The following is a 15,497-nucleotide window of genomic DNA, read 5'->3' as shown; positions in this document are numbered from 1 at the left end:
CTATTCGGCCGCCTCCGCCAGCGCTCCCCATGACGAATAGCCCGAATTGGCGATCAGCCGCGCCTTGGCAGCGTGATATTCGCGCTCCATCCGGGCCACCATGTCCTCGACGGTGCCGACTGATTTGACCGCGCCGATCCCCTGACCCGATCCCCAGATGTCCTTCCACGCCTTGGCCTTGGTGTTGCCGCCGCTGCCGAAGTTCATCTTGCTGGGGTCGCTCTCAGGCAAGGCGTCGGGATCAAGACCGGCATTCTCGATCGAGGAGCGCAGGTAATTGCCGTGCACCCCGGTGAACAGGTTCGAATAGACGATCCCTTCCGCCGACCCATCGACGATGCCCTGCTTGTAAGCCTGATCCGCGTTGGCTTCCTCGGTCGCGATGAAGGCGCTACCGGCGTAACCAAAGTCCGCGCCCATCGCCTGCGCCGCGAGGATCGAGCCGCCGTGGGCAATCGAGCCCGACAGCGCGACCAGCCCGCCGAACCATTCGCGGATTTCCTGCATCAGCGCGAACGGCGACTGCGTTCCCGCATGGCCGCCGGCCCCTGCGGCGACCGGGATCAGCCCGTCCGCGCCCTTTTCGATCGCCTTATGGGCAAAGCGGTTGTTGATCACATCGTGCATGGTGATCCCGCCCCAGTTGCGGACCGCATCGAAGATCTCGGTCCGCGCGCCCAGCGAGGTGATGACCAACGGCACCTGCCATTTCTCGCAGGTGGCCAGATCCTGCATTACCCGGTCGTTCGACTTGTGGACGATCTGGTTGACCGCGAACGGCGCTGCGGGGCGATCCGGGTTCGCCCGGTTGTGCGCGGCCAGTTCCTCGGTGATCTGGTGCAGCCATTCATCCAGCAGCGTTTGCGGCCGCGCGTTGAGCGCCGGAAAGCTGCCGATGATCCCCGCCTTGCACTGCGCAATCACCAGTTCCGGGCCGGAGACGATGAACAGCGGCGATCCGATCAGGGGTAGACGCAGGCGATCGAACGGGGCGGGAAGGGGCATCGGTTTCTCCTCAAAACGTATTCGGCATTAACCCGCGTCTCTAGCGGCGGTTCCGAACCTGCCAAGCGTGATCTTTGCAAGACCCGCGCAGCATCAGCCCAGCAAATGATCCAGCCCGTAGAACCGCGCGGCAGTGCCTGCGTAAAGCGTGGCTTTCTCGTCCGCGCTGGCCGAGCGGGTGAGGTGTTTGAACGCGTTCCACAGCACAGCGTAATCCGCGCCCCAGTAATCGACCGGATAGTTGCTTTCGAACATCGCGCGATCCGGCCCGAAAGCTTCGATGCAGGTTTCGATATAGGGGCGCCACAGCGCAGCAAGATGCTCCGATCCGTGTCCGGCGGCGGGGCCATCTTCGGGCAGGGCGCAGAATGCCATCGCCATCCCGCCGAGTTTGACCACCACGTTTTCGCACTTCGCCAGTTCGTGGATGTTGCGGCGCCAGATGTCGAAGCGTTCATGCAGCCGCCCCTTGTAGGCCGCGACCCCAAGCGGCGTACCGCAATGGTCGAGGCAGATCGGCTGATCGGGGAAGGCGCGCGCCAGATCGATCACGTCGGGCAATTGCGGTTCCAGCACCCACGCATCGAACGTCATCGCGCGCTTGCCGAGTTCCGCGAAGCCCTGGCGGAAGGTCGCGTCGCGGTACAGTCCTTCGGGTGCATGGAACGGGGGGCCCAACACCACCGGATCGGCATCCCACGCGCCCTGATGTCGGATGCCCCTGAATCGGCGCGGCGCGGCGGCGCGGAGCGCATCGAGCACTGCCCCCGCTTCGCTGCCCAGCATCAGATCGGCATGGCCGACAATGCCGGCGCATGGCCGGCCCGGCCCGTAAAGCCCGCTTGCCGCCTGCGCAGCGACGCCGTTGACGAATTCGACCTCGCCCACCGGCTTCAACGTATCGCCCAGCGAAGCATCGTAGAACGCGCCGCATTCCATGAAGACCGTGCCGATGATGTTGTGCCCGCTGTTCAGGTGCGTCTGCAGCTGGTCGAAGGTGTAGTGCGCATTATCCACCAGCGCGGCGATGAAGTGGTGATGTGGTTCGGGGAACATCGGCAGCATCGGCCGCAAGTCCCACAGGTGGTGGTGCGGATCGATGATGGGCAGATCGGGTTCGAGAATCGCTTCGGGCGTGCGGCTGTCGGTCATGGTTCTCTCCCTCTTGGTGCGGCGTGTAGGAGACACATGAGACACTGTTCAGGAACAGAAAACCCGCCGCCCCGCGCCGCTCTTTATCCGGTTAGCTCTAATGGTTCGAACGGCGCGCGTCATGCCTCTTCTGGTAGGGAACGGTCTGGCGGTAGGAAACGCCTAAACCACCGCGCGGCGATAGAGGTGCCAGGTCGCATGGCCGAGCACTGGCAGCGCCACCATAAGGCCGAGAAACGCCGGGATCATCGCTGCAAACAACACCGCTGCGATGATCGCCGCCCAGGCCAGCATAACCGCGAAATTGCCGCGCACAGTCTTGAAGCTGGCGATGATCGCGGTGAGAAAATCGACCTTGCGTTCGACCAGCATCGGCAGGCTGATGACCGTCATCGCATAGAACGCGAATGCCATCACCGCGCCGACCGCGCTGCCGACCGCCAGCATCATCAGGCCTGCCGGGGTGAGCAGAGCGGCGAGCGATTCCCCGCCCATACCGCTTTCGGCCATGAACACCGCGAAGATCGCATGGGCGACGATCATCCAGAACGAAAAGGCGACGAACACGATCACCCCCATCGAGAGGATCTGGTCGTCGTCATGCCCCTTCAGCGCCCCCAGCACCGCGCGCCAGCCGATTGCCTCACCCGCTTCGCGCCTGCGGCTCGCTTCATAAAGGCCGACTGCAACGAAGGGCGCGACCAGCGGGAAACCCGCCATTGCCGGGATCAGCCACGTCGGCTCGCCCCCGTAAAGCGCTGCCCACCCGATCGCGAGGCCCGCCAGCACATAGACCCCGCCGAAGAACATTCCGTATTGCGGCATTCTGAGGAAATCGCGCCAGCCTGCGGCCAGCGCCCTGCCGAGATCGCCGAACGACAGATCGAAAGCAACCTGCGGCGGCGGCAGCGGCACGGCGGGATCTTGTTCCAGCACTTCCATCGGCTCGCCTCCCCCACCCATGATCCGCGTCTGATGCGCGGACCGCAAGATTGCGCGGAAATTGCGCGTGGTGCAAGCGGGTAGGGCGCGTCTATGCGGCGCTTTGTGCAACCGCGACGTTTGCGGCTGAAAGCACCGCGCGCACGCTGGCGGTGGCCACGTCCTCGTCGATGCCGCAGCCCCAGATCGTGCGGCCATCGGCCGCGCGGCATTCGAGATAGGCCGCCGCGCGCGCATCCGTGCCCGAGCCGAGCGCGTGTTCGGTGTAATCGGCGACTTCGAGATCCACGCCGAAGGCTTCGCGCAAGGTGCCCATGACGCTGGAGATCAGGCCGTTGCCGCGCCCCAATACACTTTGTTCGACCCCGTCGACCGCGATGGTCCCGGCGAAGATGCGCGTGCCGTCGGAACTGCGGCTTTCCTCGTAACGCACCAGCTGGAAATGCTTGGGGTGGGTCTGAACCTGATAGGCCTTGCGGAAGGCATCCCAGATATCGGCGGCGTTCAATTCGCGGCCCAAAGCGTCCGCCATGCGCTGCACATGGGCGCTGAAATCGGCCTGCATCTTCTTGGGCAGCTTCAGGCCCTGGTCCTTCTCCAGCACCCAGGCAAACCCGCCCTTGCCGGATTGCGAATTGACCCGGATCACCGCTTCGTAACTGCGCCCCAAGTCAGCCGGATCGATCGGCAGGTAGGGCACGCGCCAATATTCGTCGTTCTGCGCGTCTCGGGCCTCGAAGCCCTTCTTGATCGCGTCCTGATGGCTGCCGGAGAACGCGGTATAGACCAGTTCGCCGCCATAGGGGTGGCGCTGGTGCACGGGGATATCGTTGCAATATTCCACCGTCGCGATCACGCGGTCGATGTCGGAGAAATCCAGCCCCGGATCGACGCCCTGACTGTAGAGGTTGAGCGCCATCGTCACCAGGCAGCAATTGCCGGTGCGCTCGCCATTGCCGAACAGGCAGCCTTCGACGCGGTCGGCCCCCGCCATCAGACCGAGTTCCGCTGCGGCGACCCCGGTGCCGCGGTCGTTGTGGGTGTGCAGGGATATCACAGCGCTGTCACGGTTTGGCAGGTGGCGGCAGAAATACTCAATCTGGTCGGCGTAGATGTTGGGCGTCGCCGCTTCGACCGTGGCGGGCAGGTTGAGGATGATCGGATGGTCGGGCGTGGGCGCAAGCACCTCCATCACCGCCGCGCAGACCTCGATGCTGAAGTCCAGTTCGGCGGTCGAGAAGGTTTCGGGCGAATACTGGAAATGCCACTCTGTTCCGGGCTGCTTGGCCGCCTCGTCGCGCATCACCTGGGCACCGGCGACGGAGATGGCCTTCACCTCGTCCCGGCTCATCCGGAACACGATGTCGCGCCATGCCGGGCTGACCGCATTGTAAAGGTGGACGATCGCTGCCCGGGCGCCTTCGAGACTGGCAAAGCTGGTGCGGATCAGGTCTTCGCGGCTCTGCGTAAGCACCTGCACGATCACGTCATCGGGGACCGCGTCGGATTTCACGAGGCCGGAAATGAAGTCGAACTCGGTCGCGCCTGCACTGGGGAAGCCGACTTCGATTTCCTTGACCCCGATGTCGATCAGCAAGTCGAAAAACCGGCGCTTCTTGACGGCGTCCATCGGATCGATGATCGACTGGTTGCCATCGCGAAGGTCGGTCGAAAGCCAGCGCGGCGCCCGTTCGATCAGGCGTGATGGCCACTGGCGGGCGGGCAAGTCGATCTGCCCGAAGGCACGGTACTTGGCGGAAGGATCCTTGAGCATGGGCATGGGATAAGGCTCGTCGCGGTAATGGAAAAGGAAAGCTGGCGGCGGTCACCCTTGGGAGCGGGGCCGCGGCGTTCCTCGCGCGCGGTGCCCTACGCCCAAGGGCGCATAAGTCGAAGCAGCAGGTTTCCGTTCCGCGTCATGGACAGCAGTCTTTGCCGATTATTATACCGGGTGCAAGCAGGGATTGGCCCCGTCCGCGCCTTAATCCTCACCCGCAGCGCGCATCGCGGATAATGTCCTGCGCATCGAGCATTAGGCTTAGCCGCGGGTTGGTGGCGTCGGGATTGACATAGCCCGGGCTACCATAGGCCACGAACCGCAGGTTGTCGCTGCGCCCCAGCGCCAGAACGATTTCGCTACGGGTCGCATCGTCGGCCGGTCTGCCGATGAAGGGACCCATCAGGTTGGCACCGCAGGTGGCGGAGGCGGGATCGGTGAGCGTGCCCGGCGCGAACGGTCCAGGCGCAGCGCCGGGGAGTGTTTCGGCCACTTTCGGTGCGACCGTGCCTTGCGGTGCGGGTGTCGCTCCGCCGTTCTGGTTAATTCGCGCGGCGAAACTGTCAGCATCATTGGCGACCGGGTCGGGTTCGCTGCCGCACGCGGACAGAGCCAGCGCAAGGGGGAGGGCGAGGAGTAAAGGCGAAATCTTGGGCATGGTGTCGATCCATTCGAAGAGTTGCCAGCCTCAAGCGCGCCTTGCATTGCAAGATTATGACACGCCGCGATTTCTCAGCCGGTCGGTCGTCAATTGCTCGATGCGCCTCACGCCCATCAGCCGCATACCGCGCTCGATCTCGTCCTTGAGAATGCCGAGCGCGCGTTCGACGCCCTCCTGCCCGGCGGCAGCCAGCGCATAGAGGTAAAGCCGCCCGCCAGAAGCCGCCGTCGCGCCGCTCGCCAGCGCCTTCAGCACATGGGTGCCGCGCCGCACGCCGCCGTCGCAGATGATCTCGATCTCGCCGCCCACCGCGTCGACGATTTCCGGCAGCTGGTCGAACGGCGCGCGGCTGCCATCCAGCTGTCTGCCGCCGTGGTTCGAGATCATGATCGCGTCGGCGCCGATGTCCACGGCGCGGCGGGCGTCGGCGGCGCTCATCACGCCCTTGAGCACGAATGTCCCACCCCATTGCTGGCGGATGGCGGCGGCGGTGTCCCAATCCATCGCGGTATCGAGCATGGTGTTGAAATATTCGGCAATGCTCACCGCCTTGCCGCTACCTTCGGACACGTGGGTGTCGAGATTGGGCAGGCGGAATTTCTCGCGGAAAACGTAATCGAGCGTCCAGCGCGGGCGGGTGGCGTAGCTGACGATGCTGGCCGGGGTGAAGCGCGGCGGGGTGGTGAAGCCGCTCCGCAGGCAGCGTTCGCGCTTGCCCGAAACGATTGTGTCGACCGTCAGCGCCAGCGCATCGAACTTCGCCGCCTGACAGCGTTCGATCATGTGGGTATTCAGCCCGGTGTCCTTGTGGACATAAAGCTGGAACAGCTTGGGACCGCTGGTCAGCGCGGCGATATCCTCAATGCTGCGGGTGGCGAGGCTGGAGATGCCGAACCACAGGCCGAACTTCTCCGCCGCTTTCGCCACTGCCGTCTCACCCTGCCAGTGGAATGCGCGCTGCACTGCGGTGGGCGAGAGCATCAATGGCAGCGCGGATTTGCGGCCGAGCATGGTGCAGGAGGTGTCGATCACCTCCACGCCGGCGAGCACATCGGGCACCAGATCGACATAGTCGAAAGCGGACGTGTTGCGCACCTTGGTCAGCTCGTCATCCGCCGCCCCGTCTATATAGTCGAACACGGGGAAGGGCAGGCGGGCCTTGGCCAGCTTGCGGAAATCGTCGATATTGTGGCAATCGGTCAGGCGCATAGGCGTGCTGCCTGCCCGATTGCCGGATTGCTGTCGAGAGCGCTTTTACTGCTTTTCGAACGCCATGCTGATATCGAGTTCGACCTCGTCGCTGACCAGCGGAATCGCAGTGTTCACCCCAAAATCCGACCGCTTGATTTCGGTCTCGGCTTCGAAACCAATGGTTTCTTTCTTGTTGTACGGGTTCGTGCCAGCGCCTGTGAACTTGGCCTCCAAGGTGACCGGCTTGGTGATGCCGTTCAAGGTCAGGTTGCCGGTGATCATCGCGGTTGTGCCGTCGACCTCGACCCCAGTCGAAACGAAGCGTGCAGGGGCGGGGGCAGGACCGAAGAAATCGGGGCTGCCGCCATCCTTGCCGGGGCGCAGCAGGTGCTCGGTGAGCCCCTTGCTCGCGGTGGTGACACTGGCAACCGGGATCGTGACGTCGACCTTGGCAGCTTCCAGGTTCGCCGGATCGATCACCAGCGTTCCCGCGACATCGCCGAAGATGCCGTAGTAGTCGTTAAAGCCGAAGTGGTTGACCTCGAACGTGATCAGCGAGTGGGCGGGATCGGCGGAGTAGGTTCCAGCCGTCACCCGCGCCGGATCCATCTGGCCCGGCACCTGCGGCGCGCCCTGCGCGAAGATGGCCGGTGCTGCGGCGATGCCTCCTGTCACGGCGGTAATCGTGGCGGCGGCGGCAAGAGCGATTCTTTTCATGGCGGGCGTCTCCTGAAGTGTGTCTCGGTCAGCAATGAACGAGACACACCTTCAGTTCCGCTGTCAGTTCTTCGACTTGTCGACCAGCTTGTTGGCGCCGATCCAAGGCATCATCGCGCGCAGCTCCGCCCCGGTCTTCTCGATCGGGTGCGCCTCGGCAGCCTTGCGGGCGGCCTTCAGTTCGGGCTGGCCGGCACGGTTATCGAGCACGAAGTTCTTCACGAACCGGCCCGACTGGATGTCGGCGAGCACGCGCTTCATTTCAGCCTTGGTTTCATCGGTGATGATGCGCGGGCCGGTGGTAATGTCGCCATATTCGGCGGTGTTGCTGATCGAATAGCGCATGTTGGCGATGCCGCCTTCATACAGCAGATCGACGATCAGCTTGGTTTCGTGCAAGCACTCGAAATAGGCCATTTCAGGGGCGTAGCCGGCCTCGACCAGGGTTTCGAACCCGGCCTGGATCAGGTGGGTGATCCCGCCGCACAGCACCGCCTGCTCGCCGAACAGATCGGTTTCACATTCTTCCTTGAAGTTGGTCTCGATGATGCCGGAGCGTCCGCCGCCGACCGCGCTGGCATAGGCGAGGGCGACATCATGCGCCGCGCCGCTCGCGTCCTGATGGATCGCGATCAGGCAGGGCACCCCGCCGCCGCGCACGTATTCTGACCGGACGGTGTGGCCCGGGCCTTTGGGCGCGATCATGATGACGTCGATGTCCGACGGCGCTTCGATCAGGCCAAAGTGAATGTTGAGGCCGTGCGCGAAAGCGAGCGCGCTGCCGGGCTTCATGTGGCCCTTGATGTCGTTTTCCCAGATGCCGGCCTGATGTTCGTCGGGCGCGAGGATCATCAGCACGTCGGCCCACTTGGCGGCGTCGGTGTTGGAGAGCACCTTGAAGCCCGCGCCTTCCGCCTTCTTCGCGGTAGCCGAGCCTTCACGCAAGGCGATGGCGACTTCGGCAACGCCGCTGTCGCGCAGATTCTGTGCGTGAGCGTGGCCCTGCGAGCCGTAGCCGACAATCGCGACCTTTTTGGGCTTGATCAGGTTCAGATCGGCATCGGCGTCGTAATAGACTTTCATTGTTCGTCCTTGCTTTCCATTGATCGGCTCCCCGGCATTTAGCCGAGGCCCCGCTGCCTTCCTTACTTGCCGAAAGAAGCGGGGTCCCGGGTCAAGCCCGGGAAGGCGGAGTGAGAGATACGGTTAAAGTCACGCCCCATCGGCCCCGCGCAGCATCCCGACGATGCCGGTGCGGCCGACTTCGACCAGCCCTAATTCGCGCATCAGGGCGATAAAGCTGTCGACCTTGTCGGGTGGGCCGGTGATCTCGAAGATGAAGCTTCCGGTGGTGGTATCGACGGGCCGCGCGCGAAAGATATCGGCCAGCCGCAGCGCCTCGACCCGCTTTTCGCCCGTGCCGGTGACCTTGATCAGCGCCAGTTCGCGCTCGACATGCGGGCCGGCGGTGGTGAGGTCGACGACCTTGTGCACCGGCACCAGCCGTTCCAACTGTGCCTCGATCTGGTCGATCACCTGCGGCGGGCCGTTGGTGACGATGGTGATGCGGCTGAGGGCATGATCCTCGGTAATGTCGGCCACAGTCAGGCTGTCGATGTTATAGCCGCGCGCGGTGAACAGGCCCGTGATCTTGGCGAGAATCCCCGGCTCGTTATCGACCGTGACGGCCAGCACATGGCGCTCAGAGGCAGCTTCAGCGATTTTCATGTTCAACAATCTTTCCCCGAAGCGGCTGTCAAACCAGCGCCTTGGCTTCGTCGTCCATCGTGCCTTCGACTGTGTCACCATACAGCATCATGTCGGTATGCGCTGCCCCGCTGGGGATCATCGGCAGGCAATTGGCATCCGGCGCGACGAGGCAATCGACCATGACCGGCCCATCATGCGCGAGCATCGCGGCGATGCCTTCGTCGAGTTCGCTTTCGTCGTGGATGCGGATGCCCTTCCATCCGTAAGCCTCAGCCAGCCGCACGAAATCGGGCAGACTGTCCGAATAGGAATTCGAATAGCGGCTTTCATAGGTCAGTTCCTGCCACTGGCGGACCATGCCCATGTATTCGTTGTTGAGGATGAACACCTTGACCGGCAGGCGATACTGGCTGGCGGTGCCGAGTTCCTGAATGTTCATCTGGATGCTCGCTTCGCCCGCGATGTCGATCACCAGCGCATCGGGGTGGCCCAGTTGCGCGCCGATTGCCGCCGGAAGCCCGTAACCCATCGTGCCGAGCCCACCGCTGGTCAGCCACTTGTTCGGATCGTCGAAGTGGAAATACTGCGCCGCCCACATCTGGTGCTGGCCCACCTCGGTGGAGATGATCGGCTTTTGCTTGTGGGTCAGGGCGTACAGCCGCTCAACCGCCTTTTGCGGCATGATCATGTTCGGGTGCTTCACCGAACGTTCGGGATAGGCAAGGCATTCGCGTGCGCGCCAGCCGGCGATCCGCGCCTTCCAGTCGCCCAGATCACGCGGCTTGCGGTTGCCCCAGGCTTCGATCATTTGGCCGAGCACCGTGCCGCAATCGCCGACAATCCCCAGTTCCACCGCCACGGTCTTGTTGATCGAGGAGCGGTCGATATCAATGTGGATCTTCTTCGAATCCGGGCTGAACGCGTCGAGCCTGCCCGTCACCCGGTCATCGAAGCGCGCGCCGATGCAAACCATCACGTCGGCCTTGTTCATCGCCATATTGGCTTCGTAAGTGCCGTGCATCCCCAGCATTCCCAGCCAATCGGGACTGGTCGAGGGAAAAGCGCCGAGCCCCATCAGTGTCGAAGTGACCGGCGCGCCGGTGATATCCTGAAGCTGGCGCAGCAATTCGCTCGCTTGCGGACCGGAATTGATCACCCCGCCGCCGGTGTAGAAGATCGGGCGTTCGGCAGCGGCGATCATGTCGATCGCTTCGATGATCTGATCGGCGGGTGCGACCGTCTGCGGGGTGTAGCGATGTGAACCGGCGCGCAGCAGCGTGCGGCGCTCCGACGGAACGGCGATCTGCACGTCCTTGGGAATGTCAATCACCACCGGGCCGGGGCGGCCCGTGGTGGCAATGCGAAACGCCTCTTCGACGGTTGCGGCGAGGTCTGCCGGGTCTTTCACCAGATAATTATGCTTGGTGCAGTGGCGGGTGATGCCGATGGTGTCGGCTTCCTGAAAGGCGTCGGTGCCGATCAGCGCGGTCGGCACCTGTCCGGTGATCACCACCAGCGGGATCGAATCCATCCATGCATCGGCAATCCCGGTGATGGCATTGGTCGCGCCGGGGCCGGAGGTAACCAGCACCACGCCGGGCTTGCCGGTGGCGCGGGCGTAGCCTTCCGCCGCGTGCGCCGCGCCTGCTTCATGCCGGACAAGGATGTGCCTGATCCGCTCATCGCCGAAGAGTTCGTCATAGATCGGCAGCACCGCGCCGCCGGGATAGCCGAACACGTACTCCACGCCCTGTTCGATCAGGCATTGGACGAGGATCGCGGCGCCGCTGATCGGGGCAGGGGCGGGGCTGTCACTCGGGGCGGGATCCGGCAGGCCGGGCACGGCGAACTCCATCATCGCGAAAGGGAACATAACAATAAAACCGGCCCGACGCAGTAGGGGACGCATCAAGCCGAGTGAGGTTGCCGCTATCGGTTATAATCTGATGGGTCAACCCCTAGCCGCGTAATAAAGATGCGAAATGATCGCCGATGTCGATATAATCGGACTCAGCTTCAGGCGCGATACGGGGCCAATCTTCGGGTGGCTGACGCCGGAACCATGTGAATTGCCGCTTGGCATAGTTGCGGGTGGCCTGTTGCCCCGCAGCGATCATGTCCGCCTCGGTCAGATCGTCGGCCAGAAAAGCGGCGATTTCCGCTACGCCGATGGCGCGCATCACCGGCAAATCCGGGTCGAGATCGCGTGCCAGAAGTGCCTCGACTTCGGCAACCGCGCCGGTCTGCAGCATCGCTTCGAACCGATGTTCGCAGCGGGCGTAAAGCCATGCCCGGTCGGGAAGCAGCAGCAGAGGGTGAAGTGTCACGTCCTCGCCGATCCCGCCCGCCTTGGCCAATTGCCAGTCCCCTAGCGTCACGCCGGTCGACCGCTTGACCTCCAGCGCGCGTGCGATGCGCTGGCTGTCACCCGGATTCAGCTCTGCGGCGCGCTGCGGGTCCTCGATCTGCAGCAATGTATAGGCCGCTTCCTCGGTCATCGCGCGCACCGTGGCGCGCACGTCAGGGTCGATGTCCGGGATCGGGGCGATACCTTCGAGCAGCACCTTCACATAAAGGCCCGTACCGCCGACAAGGATCGGCACCGCGCCCGCTGCGTGGCAATCGGCGATTTCGGCCTTGGCCCGCGCCGCCCACGCTGCTGCCGAGCACGCTTCGGCCCCATCCCACGCGCCGAACAGGCGGTGTTCGATCCCCTCCATCTCGTCCTCGGACGGGCGAGCGGACAGAACTTGCAGGTCGGCATAGACCTGCGCGCTGTCGGCATTGACGATCACGCCTGTGCGCCCGGTTTCGGCGAGGCGATGGGCGAGAGCGAGCGCAATCGCGCTCTTGCCGCTGGCGGTCGGCCCTGCAATGAGCGCGAGCGGTAATGGTGGAGAAGTGACGATGCTCATAGCCCGGCTGATAGCAGACACAGCGACAAGGGAAACACGCCTTGATGCCCTGGTCGATGCGCTGAAGGGCGAGGGCGCAGCGCTCGCCTCGGCGGCGCTGCTGGCGGGCGAGGAAGTGCTGGAGATACGCTTTGCCGAAGGTGAGCCAGAAAAGGTGCTGGCCGCGATCGACCACCACTTTGCACCCGCAGACATGCTGGTGAGCCGCGATACCATCGAGATGCCGCAGGTTTTCGTTTCCGACATGGATTCGACAATGATCGGGCAGGAATGCATCGACGAGCTGGCCGATTACGCCGGTTTGAAGCCGCAGATCGCCGCTATCACCGAACGCGCGATGCAGGGCGAACTCGATTTCGTCGCCGCGCTGCGGGAACGCGTAGCGCTGCTTGAAGGGTTGGAGGAAAGCGCCGTAAGTGCCTGTCTGAACGAACGGATTACCCCTACGCCGGGTGCCCGGACGCTGGTGGCGACGATGGCGGCACACGGCGCGCGCACGGTGCTGGTGACAGGCGGGTTTCATCACTTCGCCGATCCGGTCGGGGACATGCTCGGGTTCGACCGGGTGGTGGGCAACCGGCTCGATGTTGCGGACGGACGGCTCACCGGCAGCCTGCTGGGGGCGATTGTCGATAGCGGAGTGAAAGCCGAGGTGCTTCGTGAACAAGCCGGCGATGGCCGCATCAGCCTTGCTACGGGGGACGGGGCCAACGACATCCCGATGATCGAGGCTGCGACTTATGGATTTGCCTATCGTGCCAAGCCCAAGGCGCGGGAGGCGGCCAATGGGCGGGTCGATCACGGCGATCTGACCGCGGTTCTGAGCCTGCTCGGCATTCCGCGCAAGGATTGGCGGGGGGCATAACGCAGAGGCGTTTGGAGTGCGGCGGTTCCAATCGCAAAAAAGGGTTTTGAATCGGGATGCGAATCGCTTATTTACACTGATGTAAGCATTTCATGGCACTCCTCGCACGCCAATCAGGATCAAAGCCGATGACCGCCTCCACCGCAGATTATAGCCAGATGTTCGCCGCCGACGGGACGATACTGCGCCACCCCGACCGGGTGCCGCCACGCTATCGCCCTTTGCGGGCGTGGAAGAATTTTCGCCTGCTGATCGCGGACAAGGAAGACACCAGCCTGGTCTTCAAGATATTCGAATCGTTACCTTCGAAGACTTTCCTGCCGCGGGTCGCGGAGTTAGCGCTGTCGGAGCATGGCGAGCATCTGCGCCGCAGTGAACCGCGCCTCCCCGAAATTCTCGACGATCACGCTGCGCTGCGGCGCACGCCGAAGGGTAGTTTGGCGCACGCCTATTGCGATTTCATGGAAACCGAAGGATTGTCGGCGGCAGGTCTTGTGGCCGAGGCCGAGCGGCTCGGTCGGCCCAAATATCCCGATCTGGTGCAGTGGTTCATGGAACGATCGCGCGACACGCATGATCTGTTCCACATTCTGACCGGTTATGGCCGCGACGCACTGGGCGAACAATGCGTGCTGCTGTTCACCCACGGCCAGTCGCCCAGTCAGGGCCACCTGCTGATCGGTTACGCCGGAGCGGCCAATATCAAGAAGATGGTCAAGGGCAGCGAGGCTCCGGTGTTCGGCGCTGTGCGGCAGGCGCATCGCACCGGCAAAGGCGCGCCGCGGTTGATCGAACAATCGATCCGCGAACTTTTGGCACAGCCGCTCGAAGCTGTTCGTGCGCAGCTCAACATCCCCGCGCCAACACAATATCGCGAATGTCACCGGATTTGGAGCAATGAGGGGATCGATCCCTACAATCTGCTTGCAAGTGACAATGCGCCGCAGGAAATGGCGGCGGCGTAGGATTCGCTCAGAGCCAGCTGGCGATCTGCTCCAGCGGCTTCTTGATCAGCGCTTTCGCTGGTACGGTGGCATCGGCCGCCGGGTGACCGGCAACCACGATCATCACCGGCTTTTCCCATTCCGGACGCCCGCACACGTCGCGCAGAAACCCCATCGGGGAGGGCGTGTGGGTCAGTGTCGCCAACCCTGCCTCGTGCAGGGTCGTCAGCAACATGCCGCACGCGATCCCGACGCTTTCGCCCACATAGTAGTTCTGCGTCACCTCGTCTTCGTCGATCCCGCCCTTGCGCTGCGCGAACACCACGATGAGGTAGGGCGCGGTTTCCAGGAACGGTTTGTCGGCGTCCGTGCCAAGGTCGGCCAGCGCTTCGAGCCATTCTGCCGATGCCTTGGGACTGTCACCGTCAGCGCCATAGAACCGCCGTTCCTCGGCCTCAGCGGCTTCGCGGATCGCCTGTTTCTTTTCGGGTGAGGTGACCACGGCAAAATGCCAGGGCTGGTGGTTGGCCCCGCTGGGCGCGCTGCCTGCGGCGGCGATTGCCGCTTCGATGATGCCGCGCGGCACCGGTTCGGCGGAAAACCAGCGGCAGGTGCGGCGCTGCTTCAGCCGTTCGGCAAGGTTGCGCGCGCGTTTGACGGACTCGTCGTCGGACAGGCGCGGCAGTGTGTAGGGGATCGTTTCGGGTTCGGACATCGGCTCGCTATCGACCTCGATCAAGGGGAATGGACAAATAACTGACATCAATGTAAGTAGCCTTGCAAGTACCTAATTCGCGACTCGCGCAAAGGATGTTACACGATGGCGTTGCTCGATCTCCCGCTGGTGGCTCCCGAACGCAAGGTTTCCGGCTTCCGCCCGTTCAAGGTGCTCCACCATTTCGGCAAGCTGGTCGAGGACAAGGAGGACACCGAGCAGGTGTTCCACATCATCGAAGCGACCAAGGGCAGGCGTAGCCACCGCCAGGCGCGCGAGTTCATTCGTTCGCCAGAAGGACAGCGCTTCCTTGCCGATGAAGTCGATATTCCCGTGATGCTCGACGATCATGACCGCTGGGCCGATTGCGGGCCGAACACGGTTGCGGCGCACTACATTGCCTTCATGAAGCGCGAGGGATTGTCTGCGGCGGGACTGGTGGCCGAAAGCCACCGGTGGGCACCGCCCGAAAACCTGCCGCGCGACCAGACGCAGTGGTATTTCGACCGCCTGCGCGACACGCATGACCTGTTCCACGTGTTGACCGGCTATGGCCGCGATGCGCTGGGCGAAACTAGCCTGCTTGGTTTCAGTTACCAACAGAACCACAATGCCGGGATTCTGTTCATCGCCTATGCCGGTGCGCGCCAAATCAAGAGGATGAGCGGCACGAAAGCGCCGATCTTCGCCGCGATAAAGGAAGGGCGCAGGCTGGGAAGGGCTGCGGCCAAGATTTCCCATCAAGACATCGCCGCACTGATGCGCGAGGACATCGCCGCAGCGCGGGCGCGGCTGAATATCGGCCAGCCCGAGGTCTATCGGCGATGCCTCGCGATCCTCGAAAGCGAGGGCACCATGCGCGAACAGTTGACGCTGGGCGGGGCAGGGGCGCAGGCGGCTTAA

15 protein-coding genes are annotated in these 15,497 nt (G+C 63.5%); 3 read left to right on the top strand and 12 right to left on the bottom strand.

Annotated elements, in window-relative coordinates; genetic code table 11:
• From J3454_RS02575 to miaA, 11 genes are all read right to left on the bottom strand, one after another.
• Positions 1 to 1,005, bottom strand: coding sequence for an NAD(P)H-dependent flavin oxidoreductase (locus J3454_RS02575; RefSeq protein WP_349512192.1), 1,005 nt, complete (start codon positions 1,003 to 1,005; stop codon positions 1 to 3).
• 93 nt (positions 1,006 to 1,098) lie between these two features.
• Positions 1,099 to 2,157, bottom strand: a complete 1,059-nt coding sequence (locus J3454_RS02570; RefSeq protein ID WP_349512191.1) for an amidohydrolase family protein — start codon at positions 2,155 to 2,157, stop codon at positions 1,099 to 1,101.
• A 162-nt stretch (positions 2,158 to 2,319) separates the two neighbouring features.
• A complete protein-coding gene (locus J3454_RS02565; protein ID WP_349512190.1) occupies positions 2,320 to 3,120 on the bottom strand; it encodes a DUF2189 domain-containing protein in 801 nt (266 codons plus the stop codon).
• A 70-nt stretch (positions 3,121 to 3,190) separates the two neighbouring features.
• The gene (leuA, locus tag J3454_RS02560) at positions 3,191 to 4,879 is read right to left on the bottom strand and encodes a 2-isopropylmalate synthase (protein WP_349512189.1); all 1,689 of its coding nucleotides are present in this window, start codon (positions 4,877 to 4,879) and stop codon (positions 3,191 to 3,193) included.
• Positions 4,880 to 5,087: 208 nt separating this feature from the next.
• Complete coding sequence (locus J3454_RS02555; RefSeq protein WP_349512188.1) at positions 5,088 to 5,534, bottom strand: hypothetical protein; 447 nt, start codon at positions 5,532 to 5,534, stop codon at positions 5,088 to 5,090.
• 54 nt (positions 5,535 to 5,588) lie between these two features.
• Positions 5,589 to 6,746, bottom strand: a complete 1,158-nt coding sequence (locus J3454_RS02550) for an alpha-hydroxy acid oxidase (protein ID WP_349512187.1) — start codon at positions 6,744 to 6,746, stop codon at positions 5,589 to 5,591.
• Between the two features lie 45 nt (positions 6,747 to 6,791).
• Complete coding sequence (locus J3454_RS02545; RefSeq protein ID WP_349512186.1) at positions 6,792 to 7,445, bottom strand: YceI family protein; 654 nt, start codon at positions 7,443 to 7,445, stop codon at positions 6,792 to 6,794.
• Between the two features lie 63 nt (positions 7,446 to 7,508).
• Positions 7,509 to 8,528, bottom strand: a complete 1,020-nt coding sequence (gene ilvC, locus J3454_RS02540; protein WP_349512185.1) for a ketol-acid reductoisomerase — start codon at positions 8,526 to 8,528, stop codon at positions 7,509 to 7,511.
• Between the two features lie 129 nt (positions 8,529 to 8,657).
• Positions 8,658 to 9,173 carry an acetolactate synthase small subunit gene (gene ilvN / locus J3454_RS02535; protein WP_349512184.1) on the bottom strand — a complete coding sequence of 172 codons (516 nt, stop codon included), beginning with the start codon at positions 9,171 to 9,173 and terminating at the stop codon, positions 8,658 to 8,660.
• Positions 9,174 to 9,201: 28 nt separating this feature from the next.
• Positions 9,202 to 10,947 carry a biosynthetic-type acetolactate synthase large subunit gene (ilvB, locus tag J3454_RS02530; protein WP_349513127.1) on the bottom strand — a complete coding sequence of 582 codons (1,746 nt, stop codon included), beginning with the start codon at positions 10,945 to 10,947 and terminating at the stop codon, positions 9,202 to 9,204.
• A 166-nt stretch (positions 10,948 to 11,113) separates the two neighbouring features.
• The gene (gene miaA / locus J3454_RS02525; protein WP_349512183.1) at positions 11,114 to 12,070 is read right to left on the bottom strand and encodes a tRNA (adenosine(37)-N6)-dimethylallyltransferase MiaA; all 957 of its coding nucleotides are present in this window, start codon (positions 12,068 to 12,070) and stop codon (positions 11,114 to 11,116) included.
• On the opposite strand from miaA, the gene serB reads away from it, so the two are divergent.
• A complete protein-coding gene (gene serB / locus J3454_RS02520; protein ID WP_349513126.1) occupies positions 12,063 to 12,935 on the top strand; it encodes a phosphoserine phosphatase SerB in 873 nt (290 codons plus the stop codon). The two genes, miaA and serB, sit on opposite strands and share 8 nt — an antisense overlap.
• A 128-nt stretch (positions 12,936 to 13,063) precedes the next feature.
• Positions 13,064 to 13,900: a Coq4 family protein gene (locus J3454_RS02515; RefSeq protein WP_349512182.1), complete on the top strand. Its 837-nt coding sequence runs from the start codon at positions 13,064 to 13,066 to the stop codon at positions 13,898 to 13,900.
• Positions 13,901 to 13,907: 7 nt separating this feature from the next.
• Here the strand turns inward: J3454_RS02515 and J3454_RS02510 are convergent, their stop codons facing one another.
• Positions 13,908 to 14,594, bottom strand: a complete 687-nt coding sequence (locus tag J3454_RS02510) for a nitroreductase family protein (protein ID WP_349513125.1) — start codon at positions 14,592 to 14,594, stop codon at positions 13,908 to 13,910.
• 105 nt (positions 14,595 to 14,699) lie between these two features.
• On the opposite strand from J3454_RS02510, the gene J3454_RS02505 reads away from it, so the two are divergent.
• Positions 14,700 to 15,497: a Coq4 family protein gene (locus J3454_RS02505; RefSeq protein ID WP_349512181.1), complete on the top strand. Its 798-nt coding sequence runs from the start codon at positions 14,700 to 14,702 to the stop codon at positions 15,495 to 15,497.

It is taken from the genome of Erythrobacter sp. NFXS35 (assembly GCF_040148725.1).
Lineage (GTDB): Bacteria > Pseudomonadota > Alphaproteobacteria > Sphingomonadales > Sphingomonadaceae > Erythrobacter.
This window is presented reverse-complemented; position numbering and strand designations above follow the sequence as displayed.